At 75.5% G+C, this 15,650-nt stretch carries 13 protein-coding genes; 4 read left to right on the top strand and 9 right to left on the bottom strand.

Annotated features, from left to right (window positions below):
• Positions 1 to 86: 86 nt before the first annotated feature.
• Positions 87 to 473, top strand: a complete 387-nt coding sequence (locus ANAEK_RS00540; protein WP_012524187.1) for a response regulator transcription factor — start codon at positions 87 to 89, stop codon at positions 471 to 473.
• Positions 474 to 530: 57 nt separating this feature from the next.
• Here ANAEK_RS00540 and glgC read toward each other — a convergent pair whose 3' ends face one another.
• From glgC to ANAEK_RS00515, 5 genes are all read right to left on the bottom strand, one after another.
• Positions 531 to 1,772 (bottom strand): glucose-1-phosphate adenylyltransferase, encoded by a 1,242-nt coding sequence (gene glgC / locus ANAEK_RS00535; RefSeq protein WP_012524186.1) that lies wholly within the window; start codon positions 1,770 to 1,772, stop codon positions 531 to 533.
• Positions 1,773 to 1,919: 147 nt separating this feature from the next.
• Positions 1,920 to 2,405, bottom strand: coding sequence for a methylated-DNA--[protein]-cysteine S-methyltransferase (locus ANAEK_RS00530; protein ID WP_012524185.1), 486 nt, complete (start codon positions 2,403 to 2,405; stop codon positions 1,920 to 1,922).
• A complete protein-coding gene (gene add / locus ANAEK_RS00525; protein WP_012524184.1) occupies positions 2,402 to 3,532 on the bottom strand; it encodes an adenosine deaminase in 1,131 nt (376 codons plus the stop codon). Before add ends, ANAEK_RS00530 begins: the two co-directional genes overlap by 4 nt.
• A 97-nt stretch (positions 3,533 to 3,629) precedes the next feature.
• On the bottom strand, positions 3,630 to 6,023 hold the full coding sequence (locus ANAEK_RS00520; RefSeq protein ID WP_012524183.1) for an ATP-dependent helicase: 2,394 nt from the start codon (positions 6,021 to 6,023) through the stop codon (positions 3,630 to 3,632).
• 24 nt (positions 6,024 to 6,047) lie between these two features.
• A complete protein-coding gene (locus ANAEK_RS00515; RefSeq protein ID WP_012524182.1) occupies positions 6,048 to 7,181 on the bottom strand; it encodes a hypothetical protein in 1,134 nt (377 codons plus the stop codon).
• Between the two features lie 96 nt (positions 7,182 to 7,277).
• On the opposite strand from ANAEK_RS00515, the gene ANAEK_RS00510 reads away from it, so the two are divergent.
• From ANAEK_RS00510 to rimO, 3 genes are all read left to right on the top strand, one after another.
• A complete protein-coding gene (locus ANAEK_RS00510; protein WP_232288330.1) occupies positions 7,278 to 8,930 on the top strand; it encodes a ribonuclease J in 1,653 nt (550 codons plus the stop codon).
• A gap of 40 nt (positions 8,931 to 8,970) precedes the next feature.
• Positions 8,971 to 9,459: a YajQ family cyclic di-GMP-binding protein gene (locus ANAEK_RS00505; RefSeq protein WP_012524180.1), complete on the top strand. Its 489-nt coding sequence runs from the start codon at positions 8,971 to 8,973 to the stop codon at positions 9,457 to 9,459.
• 84 nt (positions 9,460 to 9,543) lie between these two features.
• Positions 9,544 to 10,953: a 30S ribosomal protein S12 methylthiotransferase RimO gene (rimO, locus tag ANAEK_RS00500; protein ID WP_012524179.1), complete on the top strand. Its 1,410-nt coding sequence runs from the start codon at positions 9,544 to 9,546 to the stop codon at positions 10,951 to 10,953.
• Positions 10,954 to 11,107: 154 nt separating this feature from the next.
• On the opposite strand, the gene ANAEK_RS00495 is transcribed toward rimO, so the two are convergent.
• The 4 genes from ANAEK_RS00495 to ANAEK_RS00480 all read right to left on the bottom strand — a co-directional run bounded on the left by ANAEK_RS00495 (position 11,108) and on the right by ANAEK_RS00480 (position 15,649).
• Positions 11,108 to 11,536, bottom strand: a complete 429-nt coding sequence (locus tag ANAEK_RS00495) for a bacteriohemerythrin (RefSeq protein ID WP_232288329.1) — start codon at positions 11,534 to 11,536, stop codon at positions 11,108 to 11,110.
• Between the two features lie 257 nt (positions 11,537 to 11,793).
• Positions 11,794 to 12,648, bottom strand: coding sequence for a DUF1684 domain-containing protein (locus tag ANAEK_RS00490; RefSeq protein WP_012524177.1), 855 nt, complete (start codon positions 12,646 to 12,648; stop codon positions 11,794 to 11,796).
• Positions 12,649 to 12,657: 9 nt separating this feature from the next.
• Complete coding sequence (locus tag ANAEK_RS00485) at positions 12,658 to 14,076, bottom strand: sensor histidine kinase KdpD (protein WP_012524176.1); 1,419 nt, start codon at positions 14,074 to 14,076, stop codon at positions 12,658 to 12,660.
• Positions 14,077 to 14,176: 100 nt separating this feature from the next.
• Entirely contained in the window at positions 14,177 to 15,649 is a 1,473-nt protein-coding gene (locus ANAEK_RS00480) for a helicase HerA-like domain-containing protein (RefSeq protein ID WP_012524175.1), read from the bottom strand.
• Position 15,650 lies beyond the last annotated feature (1 nt).

Below are 15,650 nucleotides of genomic sequence, written 5' to 3'. Positions count from 1 at the left end.
CCAACCTGCCGGACATGCCCCCGCCCGCACGAGGCACGACGGGGCGGTCGTTGCGCCGGCCGGCGGCGGAGGTATCCTCCCCCCGGATGGCCCCCGAACCCTCCCCGCTGCGCATCCTGGTCGCCGAGGACGATCCCGCCGTGGCCCGGCTCTACACCGCGTACGCGCAGAGCCGCGGGCACACCGTCCTCGTCGCGCACGACGGCGCCGAGGCGTTCAGCGCGGCGGCCGACCAGGGGCCCGACCTCATCCTCCTCGACGTGGCCATGCCGAAGGTGGACGGGCGCGACGCGCTCCGCCGCCTGAAGTCCGACCCGCGGACCCAGGGCATCCCCGTCCTCGTGATCAGCGCGCACGGCTCCGACCAGAACCTCCGCGAGCTCATGCTGCAGCTCGGCGCCTGGGACGTGATGGAGAAGCCGGTCGATCTCCAGATCGCGTTCAACAAGGCCGAGCGGCTGGCGCGCCGGTAGCCGAGCCCCCGCTCCCCCCGAGCGCAGGTCGCCGCAGGCGGCCGGAGCCGAGGGGCGCTACCGCCCCGCCTCGATCCGCATGCCCTTCGGGATGATCACGATCCCGCTCTCGGTCACGTGGAAGTGCTTGCGGTCCTTCTCGTGGTCGTAGCCGATGGTGGTGTGGGCGGGGATGTCCACGTGCTTGTCGATGATGGCGCGGCGGATCCGGCAGTGGCGGCCGATGTTCACGTTCTCGAACACGATCGACTCGTCCACCGTGGCGTAGCTGTTCACCCGCACCTTGGGTGACAGGATGGAGTGGTGCACGTGGGAGCCGGAGATGATGCAGCCCTCCGACACCAGCGAGTCGGTGGCGCGCCCGACGCGGTGGTCGTGCTCGTTGTTGAACACGAACTTGGCCGGCGGGTAGTTGTACTGGACCGTGAAGATGGGCCACTCGTCGTTGTAGAGCGAGAACACCGGGTCCACCGCCACCAGGTCCATGTTCGCCTGGAAGTAGGCGTCGATGGAGCCCACGTCGCGCCAGTAGCCGCGCTCGCGCTCGGTCTGCCCCGGCACCACGTTCCGCGCGAAGTCGTACACGTACACGCGCTTGCGCTGGTACATCGAGGCGACGATGGACTTGCCGAAGTCGTGCGCGCTCGACGGGTCGCCCGCGTCGCGCACGATCTCCTGCACCAGCGCGTCGGTGGAGAACAGGTAGTTGCCCATCGAGGCGAGGCAGCGGGTCGGGTCGCCGGGGATGGTCTTGGGGGCCGACTGCGGCTTCTCCACGAAGCCGATCATCCGGCCGTCGGCGTCCACCTCGATGATGCCGAACTCGCTCGCCTCCTGGACCGGGATGGGCACCGCCGCCACGGTCAGCTCGGCCTTGCGGTCGAGGTGGAACTCCAGCATCTGCCGGGCGTCCATGCGGTAGACGTGGTCGGCGCCGAACACGAACGTGAAGTCGGGCTCCTCGTCGGTGATGATGTTCAGGTTCTGGTAGATGGCGTCGGCCGAGCCCTCGAACCACTTCGGGCCGACCCGCATCTGCGCCGGCACCAGCTCCACGTACTGGTTGAGCAGCGAGGTGAGGCGCCAGGCGCGCTGCACGTGCGTGTTGAGCGACTCCGACTTGTACTGCACCACCACCTTCATCTTGAGGATGCCGGAGTTCGCCATGTTCGACAGGACGAAGTCCACGATCCGGTAGCGGCCGCCGAACGGCACCGCCGGCTTCGCGCGATCGCGCGTGAGCGGGTCCAGCCGGCGCCCCTCTCCGCCGGCGAGGATCATCGCGAGCAGCTTCGCCATCCGTGACTCCGGTCCAGGGTGAGGAACACCTCCGATGCTACGCACCGGCTCGGGGCAGGGCAAGGAAGCGGGCGCGCGGGCGGCGGCGCGTTCCCGGCCCGCGCTGCGCCCCCGGGCGCGCCTCGTCGGGGGGACGGCGCGGCGAGGTCACGCCGGCCGGAGCGCCGGGCCGTGCGCCGCCTCGTGCGCGAGCAGCCAGCGCTTCACCTCCACGCCACCGCCGTAGCCGCCCAGCCGCCCGCGGGCCTGCACCACCCGGTGGCACGGGACCAGGATCGCGACCGGGTTCTCGTGGTTCGCGCCGCCCACCGCCCGGGCGCCGCCCGCCGCGCCGAGCGCCTCGGCCACCTCGCCGTAGGTGCGGGTGTCGCCCCACGGGATGGCGAGCAGCGCGTCCCAGACGCGCTGCTGGAACGGGCTCCCCTGGAGGACGAGCGGCGGGAGCGAGGGCGGCCGGCCCGCGAAGTAGTCGTCGAGCGCCCGCGCCGCCGCCTCGAGGTGGGCGCGCGCCCGCGCCGACGGGCCGGGGCGCGACGGCCCGCGATCGCCGAAGGAGAGGCCGAACACGCCCTCGTCGCTCGCCTCGACCGTGAGGATCCCCACCGGCGAGCGGTAGCGCAGGCGCGCGGTCACGGCGTCCCCGCCCCGACCGCCGCGCGGGCCGCGCCGTCGCCCGCGGCCGGCGCCGGCGCGCCGTGGCGCGCGAGCACCTGCGCGATCTCCAGGTTCACCCGCCGGAGCAGCTCCTGCTTGTCGCGGAACGGCAGGAACGCGCTCTTGAAGCCCTGCACCAGCACGGTGCAGAGGTCCTCCAGCGTGAAGCCCATCTCGCGGTGCGCCACCAGCAGCTCCTTCGTGACGGTGGTGTCGGTGATGAGGCGGTTGTCGGTGTTCACCGAGACCCGCAGGCCGAAGTCGAAGTAGAACTTGAGCGGGTGGCTCGCGAAGCCCTGCACCGAGCCGGTCTGCACGTTCGACGACGGGCACATCTCGAGCGGGATGCGGTGGTCGTTCAGGTAGTTCAGCAGGTCGCCGTTCTCGCGCAGCCGCACGCCGTGGCCGATGCGGTGGGCGCCGCACCAGTGCACCGCCTGCGCGATGGACTCCGGTCCGAACGCCTCCCCGGCGTGGATGGTCACGTTCACGTTGTTGTCGAGGATGAGCTGGACCGCGTCGCGGTGGCGCCGCGCCGGGTGGCCCTCCTCCGCGCCGGCGAGGTCGAAGCCCACCACGCCCTTGCCCTTGTACGCGACCGCCAGCTCGGCGAGGCGCACCGAGGTCATGGGATCGATGTGGCGGATCCCGCAGATGATGACGTTCGACTCGATCCCGGTCTCGCGCCGCGCCGCCCGCAGCCCGGCCAGCACCGCGTCCACGATGGAGGTGGGCTTCAGGCCCTTCCTGGTGTGCAGGACCGGCGAGTAGCGGACCTCGAGGTAGCGGACGTTCTCGGCGGCCGCGTCGAGCGCGAGCTCGTAGGCGGTCCGGTACAGCGCGTCCTCGGTCTGGAGCACCGCCAGCGTGACGTCGAACGCGGTGAGGTAGTCCTCGAGCGAGGCGCACACCTCGCCCATGTGGATGGCCTTCGCGAGCCCCTCGGGCGTCTCGGCGGGGAGGCGCACCCCCTGCTGGTCGGCGAGGTCCAGCACGGTGGCGAGCCGGACCGAGCCGTCGAGGTGGCAGTGCAGGTCGGTCTTGGGGAGGTCGCGGACGAGCGCCTCCGTCACCTGCGGGAGCGTCGTCGCGGCGGCCTGGGCCATGCCCGGATCATACGCCGCCGCCGCCTCGGAGGGAGGGGCGGGTGGGGGCGCCCGCCGGCGAGGTGGGGGCCGCGCCCGGGCGAACGGGGCAGGCGCGCTAGAAGGCTCTCCGGAGGAACCGCGCCAGGACGCGCTTGTCGCCGGCCGAGGCGAACCGCACGGTGGCCTTCGCGTCCGCGCCGCCCGCGTCGCAGGCGAGCACCACGCCCTCGCCGAGCGAGGCGTGCGCCACCCGCTCGCCCCGCGAGAAGGCGGCCGCGCCGGCGTCGCCGCGCTGGTCGAACGAATAGTCCACCGTGGGCTCGCCCCGCGGCGCCGCCGCGCGGGCGCGCGGCGCGGGCGCGGGCGGCTGCGGGAGGTCGTCGCCGTCGAGCTCGATGTGCGGCTCGCCCTCGAGGGCGCCGGGGAGGCGCCGGATGGTGGGCGGGCGCGCCACCGGCGCCGCCTGGGCCGCCTCGCGCGCGCGCACCTCGCGCGCCACCGCGTCGCCGAACAGCTCCGGCGGCAGGTCGCGCAGGAAGCGCGAGGGCTCCATGTTGCGGTAGGAGGGGCCGTTCTCGCCGTAGCCGATGCGCCGGCGCGCCAGGGAGATGGTGAGGCGCCGCTTGGCGCGGGTCATGCCGACGTAGCAGAGGCGCCGCTCCTCGTCGAGCGACTCGTCCCGCTCCGACGAGGTCTGGTCGGCCCAGGGGCGCTCGTAGGGCAGCGTCCCGTCCTCCATGCCGGCCAGGAACACCGCCTCGAACTCGAGCCCCTTCGCCGCGTGCAGCGTCATGAGCGCGACGCGCCCCTCCGGCGTGGCGGCGTCGGCCTCGCCGAGCAGCGCGATCTGCTCGAGGAAGCGGGCCAGCGGCGGCGGGCGCACCTCCTCCGGATCGCCGGGCGGCGGCTCGCCGGCGATCGACTCGTCGAACTCGCGCGCGGCGGCCACCAGCTCGGCCAGGTTCTCGGCGCGCTCCACCGCCTCGTCGGTGTGCTCCTCCTCGAGGCGCGAGAGCATCCCGGAGCGCTTCAGCACCTCCTGCACCGCCACGCCGGCGTCGAGCGCCGGGACGTCGGCGGCGAGGCCGGTGACGAGCGCGTGGAACTCGGCCAGCGCCCGGCGCGCGGCCGGCTTCAGCTCGGCCACCGCGTCGCGCTCCGCCACCGCCTCGACGAGCGGCAGGCCCCGGGCCGCGGCGTGGGCCCGCAGGCGCTCCACCGTCTTGCCGCCGATGCCGCGCGGCGGCCGGTTCACCACCCGCTCGAGGTCGAGGTCGGACGCGGGCGAGAGCGCGAGGCGCAGGTAGGCCGCGGCGTCCCGCACCTCGGCGCGCTCGTAGAAGCTGGTGCCGCGGACGATGACGTACGGGATGCGCGCCGCGCGCATGGCGGCCTCGAGCGGGCGCGACTGCGCGTTCGTCCGGTACAGCACCGCGATCTCGTCGCCGGAGGTGCCGCGGCCGCGCTCCGCCGCGACCGCCCGCGCGATCCGCTCGGCCTCGGCGTGCTCGTCCTCGCCCACCAGCAGCGCCAGCGGCGCGCCCGCCCCGGACTCGGTCCAGAGCCGCTTCTCGCGCCGGCGCCGGGCCCGCGAGATCACCGCGTGCGCGGCGTCGAGGATGGTGCGGGTGGAGCGGTAGTTCTGCTCCAGCTTCACCACCTTCGTGCCCGGGAAGTCGCCGTCGAAGCCGAGGATGTTGGAGACGTCGGCGCCGCGCCAGCGGTAGATGGCCTGGTCGTCGTCGCCCACCACGCAGACGTTCCGGCGCGGGCCGGTGAGGAGCTGCAAGAGCCGGTACTGGACCGGGTTCGTGTCCTGGAACTCGTCCACCAGCAGGTACCGGAAGCGGCCGGCCCACCGGGCGCGCAGCGCCGCGTCCTCCTCCAGCAGCCGCACCGGCCGGAGCAGCAGGTCGCCGAAGTCCACCGCGCCCGCGCGCGCCAGCGCCTGCTCGTAGCGGTGGTAGACCTCCTTCGCGCGCGCGGTCTCCGGATCGAGCCCCGCGACCTTCACCTCGGCGGCGCGGAGCGCCTGGTTCTTCCAGCGGTCGATCTGCGACAGGACCTGGCGCGGGGTGAGCCCCTCGCCCTCGTCGAGGCCCAGCTCGGAGAGGAGCCCCTTCACCAGCCGGAGCTGGTCGTCGTCGTCGTAGATCGCGAACGAGGGCGAGAGGCCGGCCCGGGCGGCCTCGCGGCGCAGGAACCGGGCGCCGAACGCGTGGAAGGTCTGGACCCACAGCTCGCGCGCCAGGGGGCCGAGCAGGCGCTCGAGCCGCTCGCGCATCTCGCCGGCGGCCTTGTTCGTGAACGTGACCGCGAGCACGTGCCAGGGCACCACCCCGCGATCGCGCACCAGCCGGGCGATGCGGTGCACGATGACGCGGGTCTTGCCGCTGCCCGCGCCGGCGAGCACCAGCAGCGGACCGTCGTCGTGCAGCACCGCCTCGCGCTGGGCGTCGTTGAGATCCTGGAGCAGGTCCTCGGCCACGGGGGCCGGAAGATAGCCCAACGCGACGGCGTCCGCAGGGGGTGTCTACGCCGGCGGCAGCAGCACCGGCACCGGCGCCGGGACCGGGGCGGGCTCGAGCGGCGTGCCCGGGACGCGGCGGCGGCGATGGGCGGGCGGGGCGGCCGGCGCCTTCCCCGGATAGCGGTAGTCGTACTCGACCCGGTCCACGTGCTCGAGCGCGGGCGCGCCGTCGTCCCCCGTCGCGAGCCGCACCGCGCGCGTCCAGGCCACCCGCCGCGGCACCAGCGTGGCCGGATCGGTCACCAGCACCAGCGTGCCCTCGGCCTGCAGCTCGCCGCCGTCGCGGCCGTGGGCCGCCGGGACCGCCACCGGCCCCTCGGCGCCCTCGGCGAGCCGCGCCCGGAGCGCGGCCGCGTGGCGGGCGAGCGCCGCCGGCTCCGGGGTGGCGTGGAGCACGATCTCGACGCAGCGGGCAGCCCTCTCGGCGGCGGCGCAGGGCACCCGGCGGCGCACCGCGAACTCGACCGAGGCCGGGCCGCGCACGCCGGGGAGGAGCGGCAGCTCGGTCTCCGAGGGCATCACGTACTCCTGCCCCAGCACCAGGTCGGCGTCGATCCAGAACCCCACCGACAGGTTCCAGAGCTCCTCGGCCTCGCCGCGGGCGGCGGCCTCGGCGCGCGCCACGGCGCGCTCCGCCTGCGCGCCCTGCACGCCCGCGCCGTCCACCAGGCTGCGCAGCGCCGGGCGCAGCGCCTCGGCGCCCTCCAGCGCCGCGAACGCGCCGTCCGGCCCGATGCGCTGCACCAGCTGCTCGGAGGCGTGCAGCGCCTGGCGCGCCACCGGCGGCGCCCAGGGGACGTCGCCCTCCCAGGTGGTGCCGCGGGTGGAGATGGCCAGCCCGGGCTCGCCGGCGCCGGCGAGGGCGGCGCGCTGCCGGTAACGCGCGGTGAACACCGAGGGCGGCGCGCCGGTGCGGACGCGGGTCCGGCGGCAGGTCACCTGCGCCTCGAGCGGCGCGGGCCAGGCCCAGCGGAGGCGCACGAGCTCGGGGCCGGCGGCCCGCGGCTCGGCCTCGGCGGCCGGCGCGGACGGGGCCGGCGTCGCGCCGCGGGCCGGCCCGTCGGCGCCGGGCGCCGCCGGCAGGGCGGCGAGCGCGAACGCGAGCGGGAGCGCGAGGATGCGGCGTGCGGCGACCACGGGGCGGGCAGGCTACCACGGTCGCCGGGGGGCCGCAGCCCGGAGGGCCGGCGCGCGCGCGCTGCGTCCGGGCGCGACCGGCGGTAGATTGGGCCCGTGGCGGCGCCGGTGCGGATCGTGCCCCTGGGCGGGCTCGGGGAGATCGGGATGAACTGCATGGCCGTCGAGTGCGACGGCCGGATCGCCGTGGTGGACTGCGGCGTGCTCTTCCCGAACGAGAGCCTGGGCGTGGACCTGATCGCGCCGGACCTCTCCTGGCTGCGCGAGCGTCGCGAGCAGGTGGGCGCGGTGTTCCTCACGCACGGCCACGAGGATCACCTGGGAGCGCTGCCGTTCCTGCTCCGGGAGGTCCCGGTGCCGGTCTATGGCACGCGCTTCACGCTCGCGCTGCTCCGGCCGCGGCTCGACGAGGCGGGCGTGCGCGCCGATCTGCGCGAGGTCCGGCCCGGCGACGTCCGGCCCGCCGGCGACGCCTCGCCCATCGCGGCCGAGTTCCTGGCGGTCACCCACTCCATCCCCGACGCCTGCGGCCTGGCGCTCTCCACGCCCCAGGGGACGCTGCTCCACTCCGGCGACTTCAAGATCGACCCGGCGCCGGTGCGCGGCCCCGGCATGGACCTCGACCGCATCGAGGCGCTCGGTCGCAAGGGCGTGCGGCTGCTGCTCTCCGACTCCACCAACGCCGAGCGCGAGGGCACCTCGCTCTCCGAGTCTCAGGTGGGCCCGGCGCTGGAGCAGGCGTTCGAGCTGGCGCGCGGCCGGGTGTTCGTGGCCTGCTTCGCCTCCAACGTCCACCGGCTGCAGCAGATCGTGAACGCGGCGCGCGCCTTCGGGCGGCGGGTCGCGTTCCTGGGCCGCTCGATGGAGGCGAACGCGCGGCTCGCGCAGGAGCTCGGGTATCTCGAGCTGCCGGCCTGGATGCCGGTGTCGCCCGAGGAGGCGAGGACGCTGCCGCCGCGCGAGCTGTGCGTCCTCACCACCGGCACCCAGGGCGAGCCGCGCAGCGCGCTCGCGCGCCTCGCCCGCGGCGAGCACCCGGACCTCGCCGTGTCGCCGGGCGACCTGGTGGTGCTGTCGTCGCGCTTCATCCCCGGGAACGAAATCGCCATCGGCCAGGTGGTGAACGAGCTGTGCCGGCGCGGCGCCGAGGTCGCGTACGAGGGCCTCGCCCCGCTCCACGTGTCCGGCCACGCGCAGGCGGACGAGCAGCGCCGCCTGATCCGGCTCGCCCGCCCGGCCCACTTCGTGCCCATCCACGGCGAGTACCGGCACCTCTCCCGGCACGCCGCCCACGCCGCGGCCGAGGGCGTGGCCGGGCGCGACGTGCTGGTGGACGGGCAGGTGCTGGAGCTCGCCGACGCCGGCGTGCGGGTGCTGGACGAGCCGGTGGCGACCGGCCGCGTGTACACCGACCGCGACGCGCTGCTCGGCGCCGACATCGGCGCGCTGGTGGTGCGCGACCGGCGCCTGCTCGCCGAGACCGGCCTGTGCATCGCGGTGCTGGCCATCGAGCGGACCACCGGCGCGGTGGTGCGCGGCCCGGAGCTGTTCGCGCGCGGGGTGGCCGGGTTCGAGGGGGCGGAGGAGGAGCTCCGCGCCGAGATCCTGGCCGGCCTGGGCGACCTCTCGCCGAAGGCGCGCACCGATCCCGCCGAGGTGCAGGAGGCGGTGCGCCTCGCGGTGCGCCGCTTCTTCCGCCGGACCACCGGCAAGAAGCCGCCCGTGCTACCGGTGGTCCTGGAGCTGTGAACCGGGCGGCCCCCGCGCCGCCGAGAGCCTGGAGGCAGCCGTGCCGAGCTTCGACGTCGTGTCCGAGGTGGACCTGATGGAGGTCGAGAACGCGTTCAACCAGGCGCGCAAGGAGATCGCGCAGCGTTTCGACTTCAAGGGCACGCACACCGAGCTCGAGCGCGACAAGGAGCAGAACGTGCTGATCCGGGCCGGCTCGGAGGGGCGGGCCGAGGCGGCGCTGCAGGTGCTGATGGAGAAGCTGGCGAAGCGCGGCGTGGCGCTCGAGTCGCTCGACCCGCAGAAGCTCGAGCCCGCCTCCGGCGGCCACGTGCGCCAGCTCGTGAAGCTGAAGCGCGGGCTGAAGATCGAGGACGCCCGGAAGATCGTGGCGAAGGTGAAGGAGAGCGGCATCAAGGTGCAGGCGGCCATCCAGGGCGACGCGGTGCGGGTGACCGGCAAGAAGCGCGACGACCTGCAGGCCGCCATCCACGCCATCCGCGCGGCCGCGTTCCCCATCCCGCTGCAGTTCCAGAACTTCCGGGACTGACCCGGCGCCGCGCCGCCCCTCCCCCGGCCTGGGGAGGGGGCTGGATTGCCCCGGGCCCCCCGGTCTGTTAGATCGCGCGTCCCCATGGCCACCCGCGTCTACATGCACACCCTCGGCTGCCCGAAGAACCGGGTCGACAGCGAGGTGATGCTCGGCACGCTCGCCGAGGCCGGCTACCGGCTGGTGCAGGACCCGGCGCAGGCCGAGGTCATCGTCGTCAACACCTGCGGCTTCATCGAGAGCGCGAAGGAGGAGTCGGTCGAGGCCATCGTCGAGCTCGCCGACCAGAAGCGCGAGGGGCGGTGCCGCAAGCTGGTCGTGACCGGCTGCCTGGTGCAGCGGCACGCCGAGGAGCTCGCCCGCGAGCTGCCCGAGGTGGACCACTTCCTCGGCACCGGCGCGTACCAGGACGTGGCCCGGATCGTCTCCGACGCGCAGGCGAAGCGGCTGGTCGTCCCCGACCCCGACTTCGTGCACTCGTCCGCGACGCCGCGGGTGAACTCGCTGCCCTCGCACACCGCCTACCTCAAGATCGCGGAGGGCTGCGACAACGCCTGCGCGTTCTGCATCATCCCCAAGCTCCGCGGCGGCCAGCGCTCGCGCCCCATCGACGACCTGGTGGCCGAGGCCGCCGCGCTCGCCGCGCAGGGGACGGTGGAGCTGTCGCTCGTCGCGCAGGACCTCACCGCGTACGGGCAGGACCTGCCCGGCAAGGTGCGCCTGCACCACCTGCTGCCCGAGCTCGCGAAGGTGGACGGCATCCGCTGGATCCGGCTGCACTACGCCTACCCCCGCGACGTGCCCGACGCGCTCGTGGCCGCGATCGCCGACGAGCCCAGGATCGTGAAGTACCTGGACATGCCGCTCCAGCACAGCTCGGACCGGCTGCTCCGGGCCATGAAGCGCGGCCGCGACTCGGTGTTCCTGCGCGACCTGCTCGCGCGGCTCCGCTCCCGGATCCCCGGCCTCGCGCTGCGCACCGCGCTGATCGTCGGCCTGCCCGGCGAGACCGAGGCCGACTTCGAGGACCTGCTCCGCTTCGTGGAGGAGCAGCGCTTCGAGCGGCTCGGCGTCTTCGAGTACTCCGCGGAGGAGGGCACCCCCGCCGCCGAGATGGCGGACCAGGTGCCCGACGCCGTGAAGCGCGAGCGGCGCGACCGGATCATGGCCGTGCAGCAGGCGATCTCGCGCGCCCACCAGCAGGCCATGATCGGCCGCCGCGTCGAGGTGCTGGTGGAGGGGCGCGCCGAGGAGACCGAGCACCTGCTCGCCGGCCGCCACGCCCAGCAGGCCCCCGAGATCGACGGGCTCACGTACATCAACGACGGCGTGGCGTACCCCGGCGAGATCGTGACCGTCGAGATCACCGACGCCGCCGAGTACGACCTCGTCGGCCGCGTGGTCGCCCGCGATCCCTCGCGCGCCGCCCGCCCCCTGCCCGCCGCCCCCCGCGCCGCCCCCGCCCGCAAGGGCGGCCTCAACGTGCTGCGCTAGGCGCCGCCGCCGCTGACGCTGTCGCCGGCCCCGGCCGCGGCCGCGGAGGCTCCAGCGCGCCCCCGCGTCGCCGTCCCGCGCACGCGTCGGCGCGGTCCCACATCGGCCGCGCCGCCGGGCGTCGCCAGCGCGACCGCCCACCCACCAGACGACGCTACCCCTCCCCCTTCCACCCCTCGTCCAGGAGGTCCTCCGCCCGCACGTGATCCGCGAGCTGCCGGTCGGTGAGCAGCACGTGCTGCCGCAGCCAGTCGCACAGGATCCCCGCCAGCTTCACCGCGTGGTGCGACTCCGGCCCCTCCGCCGCGATGCGCGCGGCGAGCTCCTCCACCTGCGCCCGGAAGTGCGCGTGCTCGGCCGAGTGGAACGCGCGCCCCGGGTAGCGGGTGCGCGCCATGAGCCGCGCCTCCGCCTCGAAGTGGACGTCCACGTACGCGCGCAGGAACGCCACCACCTCGGCGAGCTCCTCGCGGCCGCGGCGCTCGCCCATGGCGGCCACGAGCCCGTTCACCCGGCGGAACAGCTCCCGGTGCTGTGCGTCGATGTCGTCGATGCCGACCGCGAGGCGCGCGGTCCATTCCATGCCCATGTGCAGAGACCCCTCCGGCCAGAGGTCCGTGCAAGCAGCCGGCCCATTCCACGCACCGTGTGCCCCGGGCGACCACGGCCGCGGAATCCCTCGATCGCGCACCCGCCACCCGGGCCGCGGGCCGCGCAAGACGTGCCGGCGGGCGCGACCTCTGGGTCACGCCGTGCGTCCCGGGCGACTCGCCCGACCGGGGGATCGGGCGCCATCGAGCGGCGCCGCGGGTCGCGCGGGCCGTCACCCTTCGTGAACCGCTAGTGCTCGCCGTACCGCTTCTCGCCGGCCTCGATCCGGACCGGGAGCACGTTCTCCGGCGTGGGGAGCGGGCAGGTGGCGAACGCGGAGAACGCGCACGGCGGGTTCACGGCGCGGTTGAAGTCGAGCACCACCTTCCCGTCGCGCGGCGCCCCGGCGGAGAGGAAGCGGCCGGCCCCGTAGGTCGCGTCGCGCGAGGTCGCGTCCTTGAACACGAAGAACAGCCCGCCGTCCTCCTCCGCGGTCGGCTCGAGCGTGAGCTCCCGCCCCTCCACGGTGAAGTGGGCGCGCCCGGGCGCCAGCTCGCGGGTGGCGACGCCGATGACGCTCGGCACCTCCACCTCGCGCGGCGCGGGATACGCCTCCCAGCGCGCCTCGATCCGCCAGCGCGGTTCGGGCGGGAAGGCGTCGATGCCCCGGAACCCGGTGCGCGCCGGGGCCGCCGCGTCCCACACCCGCACCGCGAACCGGCCCGAGCGCTCGATCACGGCCAGCGTCACGGAGCCGACCTGGACCCGGTCCGGCTCGCCGGCGCTGTCCGGTGCCAGCGCCCGCCGCTCCACCGGCGCGCCGCCCAGGACGTACCCGTCGGACCGGGCCGCGGCGAGCGTCACCCGGCCGGCCTCCAGCGTGAACGTCCCCGGCAGGCCGGGGATGCGGTTCTCGCCCGGCTCGAGCCAGTGCAGGCCGGTGAGCGCGAGCCAGCCGGTGGGCGTCCGCAGCCGCTCCTCGCGGCGGTCGTGCCACGCCTTCCACTCCGCCGCGAACGCCGGGTCGGCGGGCGGGCGGCGGTTGCACGCGGCGAGCACGAGCGGGAGGAGGACCAGCGAGAGCGGCGCGAGGTTCCCGGGCATGGCCGGGTGTTAGCCCGGCCGGCGCTCCGGCGCCAGCGCGGCCGCGCGCGGCGCCGCCTCCCCGCCGGCCTGCGGCGGCGCGAGGCGCGCCTCGAAGCTGACGGTCCAGCCCGGCGTGTCCACCAGCGCCACCCCGCCGCCGTGCGCCTCCGCCACCAGCCGGCACAGGTACAGCCCCAGGCCGGCGCTGGTCCACTCGCGCGCCTCGCCCGGCGCGAACTTCTCGAACAGGTGCGCGCGGATGGCGGCCGGCACCGGCGGCCCGGAGTTCCGGACCGCGAGCCGCACCCCCTCCCCGTCCGCCTCGCCCGCCAGCTCGACCCGGTCCCCGGTCCGGCAGTGCCGGAGCGCGTTCGAGACCAGGTTCTCGAGCAGGCGGCGCGACAGGTCGCGGTCGATCCGGACCACCAGGTCCTCCCCGCCGCGCACCGAGAGCGTCACCCCGCGCTCCCGCGCGTGCGGCGCGCAGCTCCGCGCCACCGCCTGCAGCAGGTCCCCGATCGACACCGGATCCGCGGCCAGGCGGACCGGCCCCGTCTCCAGGCGCGAGATCGCGAGCAGGTCGCCGATCATCTCGGAGAGCCGCTGCCCCTCGCCCTCCGCCTGCGCCAGGTCCTCGCGCACCGGCCCCGCCCCCGGCTGGCCGCGCAGCTCGACCTCGGCGAGGCGCAGGTACTGCAGCAGCGCGGCGAGCGGGTTCTTGAGGTCGTGCACCATCAGGCGCACCAGGTCGCGGGCCTGGCGGTGCGCGGCCACCACCTCGTCGCGCTGCGCCACCGCCTGCGCGCTCGCCCGCGCCAGCGCCTCCCCGTGCGCGCGGCAGAGCGAGGCGGTGTAGGTCTCGGCCGCGAGCCGCGCCGCCAGCGCCGTCGCGCGCATGGTGTTGCGGATCGCGACGAACGCGGCCGCGGACAGCATCAGGCCGACCACCAGCACCAGCCGCCAGGACACGGCGGAGTGCGCCGCGAGCGCCATCTGGTTCGCGACCGCCACCGCCGAGATCGCCGCGGCCGGGGCCGCCGGCAGCGCCAGCGCGGCGAACAGGATCACCATCAGCATCATGCCGTTGCCCGCGCCGGCCGCGACCGCGAGCGCCAGGTTGCCGCCCGCCAGCGCGACCACGCGCCAGCTGCCCACCGCGACCACCGCGAGATCGAGGGCCGCGGCCCCGAGGGCCACCGCCTCCCAGCGCCACCGGCGCCGCAGCAGCGCCAGGACGCCCACCGCGAACGCCAGGTAGACGACGCTCACCCGGAGCGCCGCGGCGTGCCACGGGGCCGGCTCGTGCCAGCCGGGCAGGTAGACGAGCAGGATGGCGCCGCGGAGCGCCACGCGCATCCAGGCCACCGCCTCCGCGCTGCGCCTCCGCGCCTCGCGCACCGCGTCCGCCACCGCCGCGCGGAGCGCCGCGTCCGCCGCTTCGAGCATCCCAGAACCCCCACCCGCCATCATAACGGCGGGCGCGTTCGCTCCGGGTACGTGCTCGACGGCGATCGGGCCGCCGCCTCCCACGCCGGCGGCGGGACGCTCACCGCCGCCGCCCGCCGAACATCGACCCGAGGATGCCCCGCATGATCTCCCGCCCGAGCTGCGTCCCGGCCGCGCGCATCGCGCTCTGCGCCATCTTGCCCAGGGCCGAGGCGGCCTCGGCGCCGACCGTGCGCGGCGCCGGCGCGGCCCGGCCGCCCGGGGCGGGCTCGGCGACGGTCGCCTGGGCGCGGCGCTGCAGGAGCTCGTAGGCCGACTCGCGGTCCACCGGCGCGTCGTAGCGCCCGCGCAGCGGGGAGGACGCCATGACCTGGGCGCGCTCCTCGGCGGTGAGCGGGGCGAGCCTCGACCGCGGTGGCAGCACCCAGGCCCGCTCCACCGGGTGCGGCGTTCCCTTCTCGTCCAGGAACGAGACCAGCGCCTCGCCCACGCCCAGCTCGGTGATGGCGCGCTCCACGTCCACCCCCGGGTTGGCCCGGAACGTCTCGGCGGCGGCGCGCACCGCCTTCTGGTCGCGGGGGGTGAACGCCCGCAGCGCGTGCTGCACCCGGTTGCCGAGCTGGCCCAGCACCACGTCCGGCACGTCGAGCGGGTTCTGGGTGACGAAGTAGACGCCCACGCCCTTCGAGCGGACCAGCCGCACCACCTGCTCGACCTTCTGCCGCAGCTCGTCCGGCGCGTCGTCGAACAGGAGATGGGCCTCGTCGAAGAAGAACACCAGGCGCGGCTTCTCCGGGTCGCCCACCTCCGGGAGCTGCTCGAACAGCTCGGAGAGCAGCCACAGGAGCAGCGTGGCGTAGAGCGTGGGCGCGCGGATCAGCTTCTCGGCGTGCAGGATGGTGACCTGGCCGCGGCCGGAGAGGTCGGTGCGGAGCAGGTCCTCGAGCGCCAGCGCCGGCTCGCCGAAGAGCCGGTCGGCCCCCTGCGACTCGAGCGCGAGGAGCGCGCGCTGGATGGCGCCCACGCTGGTGGGCGAGACGTTCCCGTAGCGCGCGCGGAGCGCCGCCGCGTTCTCGGAGACGTGCTCCAGCATGGCGCGCAGGTCCTTCAGGTCGAGCAGGAGCAGCCCGCCCTCGTCCGCCGCGCGGAAGGCCACGTTCAGCACGCCGGCCTGCACCTCGTTCAGCCCGAGCACGCGCGCCAGCAGCAGCGGCCCCATCTCGGAGATGGTGGTCCGGAGCGGGTGGCCGGCCTCGCCGTACACGTCGAGGAACGCCACCGGGCAGGCCTCGGGCGCGAGCGCGATCCCGAGCTGCTGCGCGCGCTCGACGAGCTTCGGCGCCTCGCCGCCCGGGCGCGCCATGCCGGAGAGGTCGCCCTTCACGTCGGCCAGGAACACCGGCACGCCCAGGCGGCTGAAGCCCTCGGCCAGCACGCGGAGCGTGACGGTCTTGCCGGTGCCGGTGGCGCCGGCCACCAGGCCGTGCCGGTTGGCGAGCCGGGGCAGCAGGGCGAGGTCGGTGAAGCCGGCGCCCGCGCGGGCGGCCTTCGCGACGAGGATGGGGTCGGACATG

This window comes from Anaeromyxobacter sp. K (assembly GCF_000020805.1).
Taxonomy (GTDB): domain Bacteria; phylum Myxococcota; class Myxococcia; order Myxococcales; family Anaeromyxobacteraceae; genus Anaeromyxobacter; species Anaeromyxobacter dehalogenans.
Note: the sequence above shows the minus strand (reverse complement) of the source record. Positions and strands in the feature narration are given on the sequence as shown.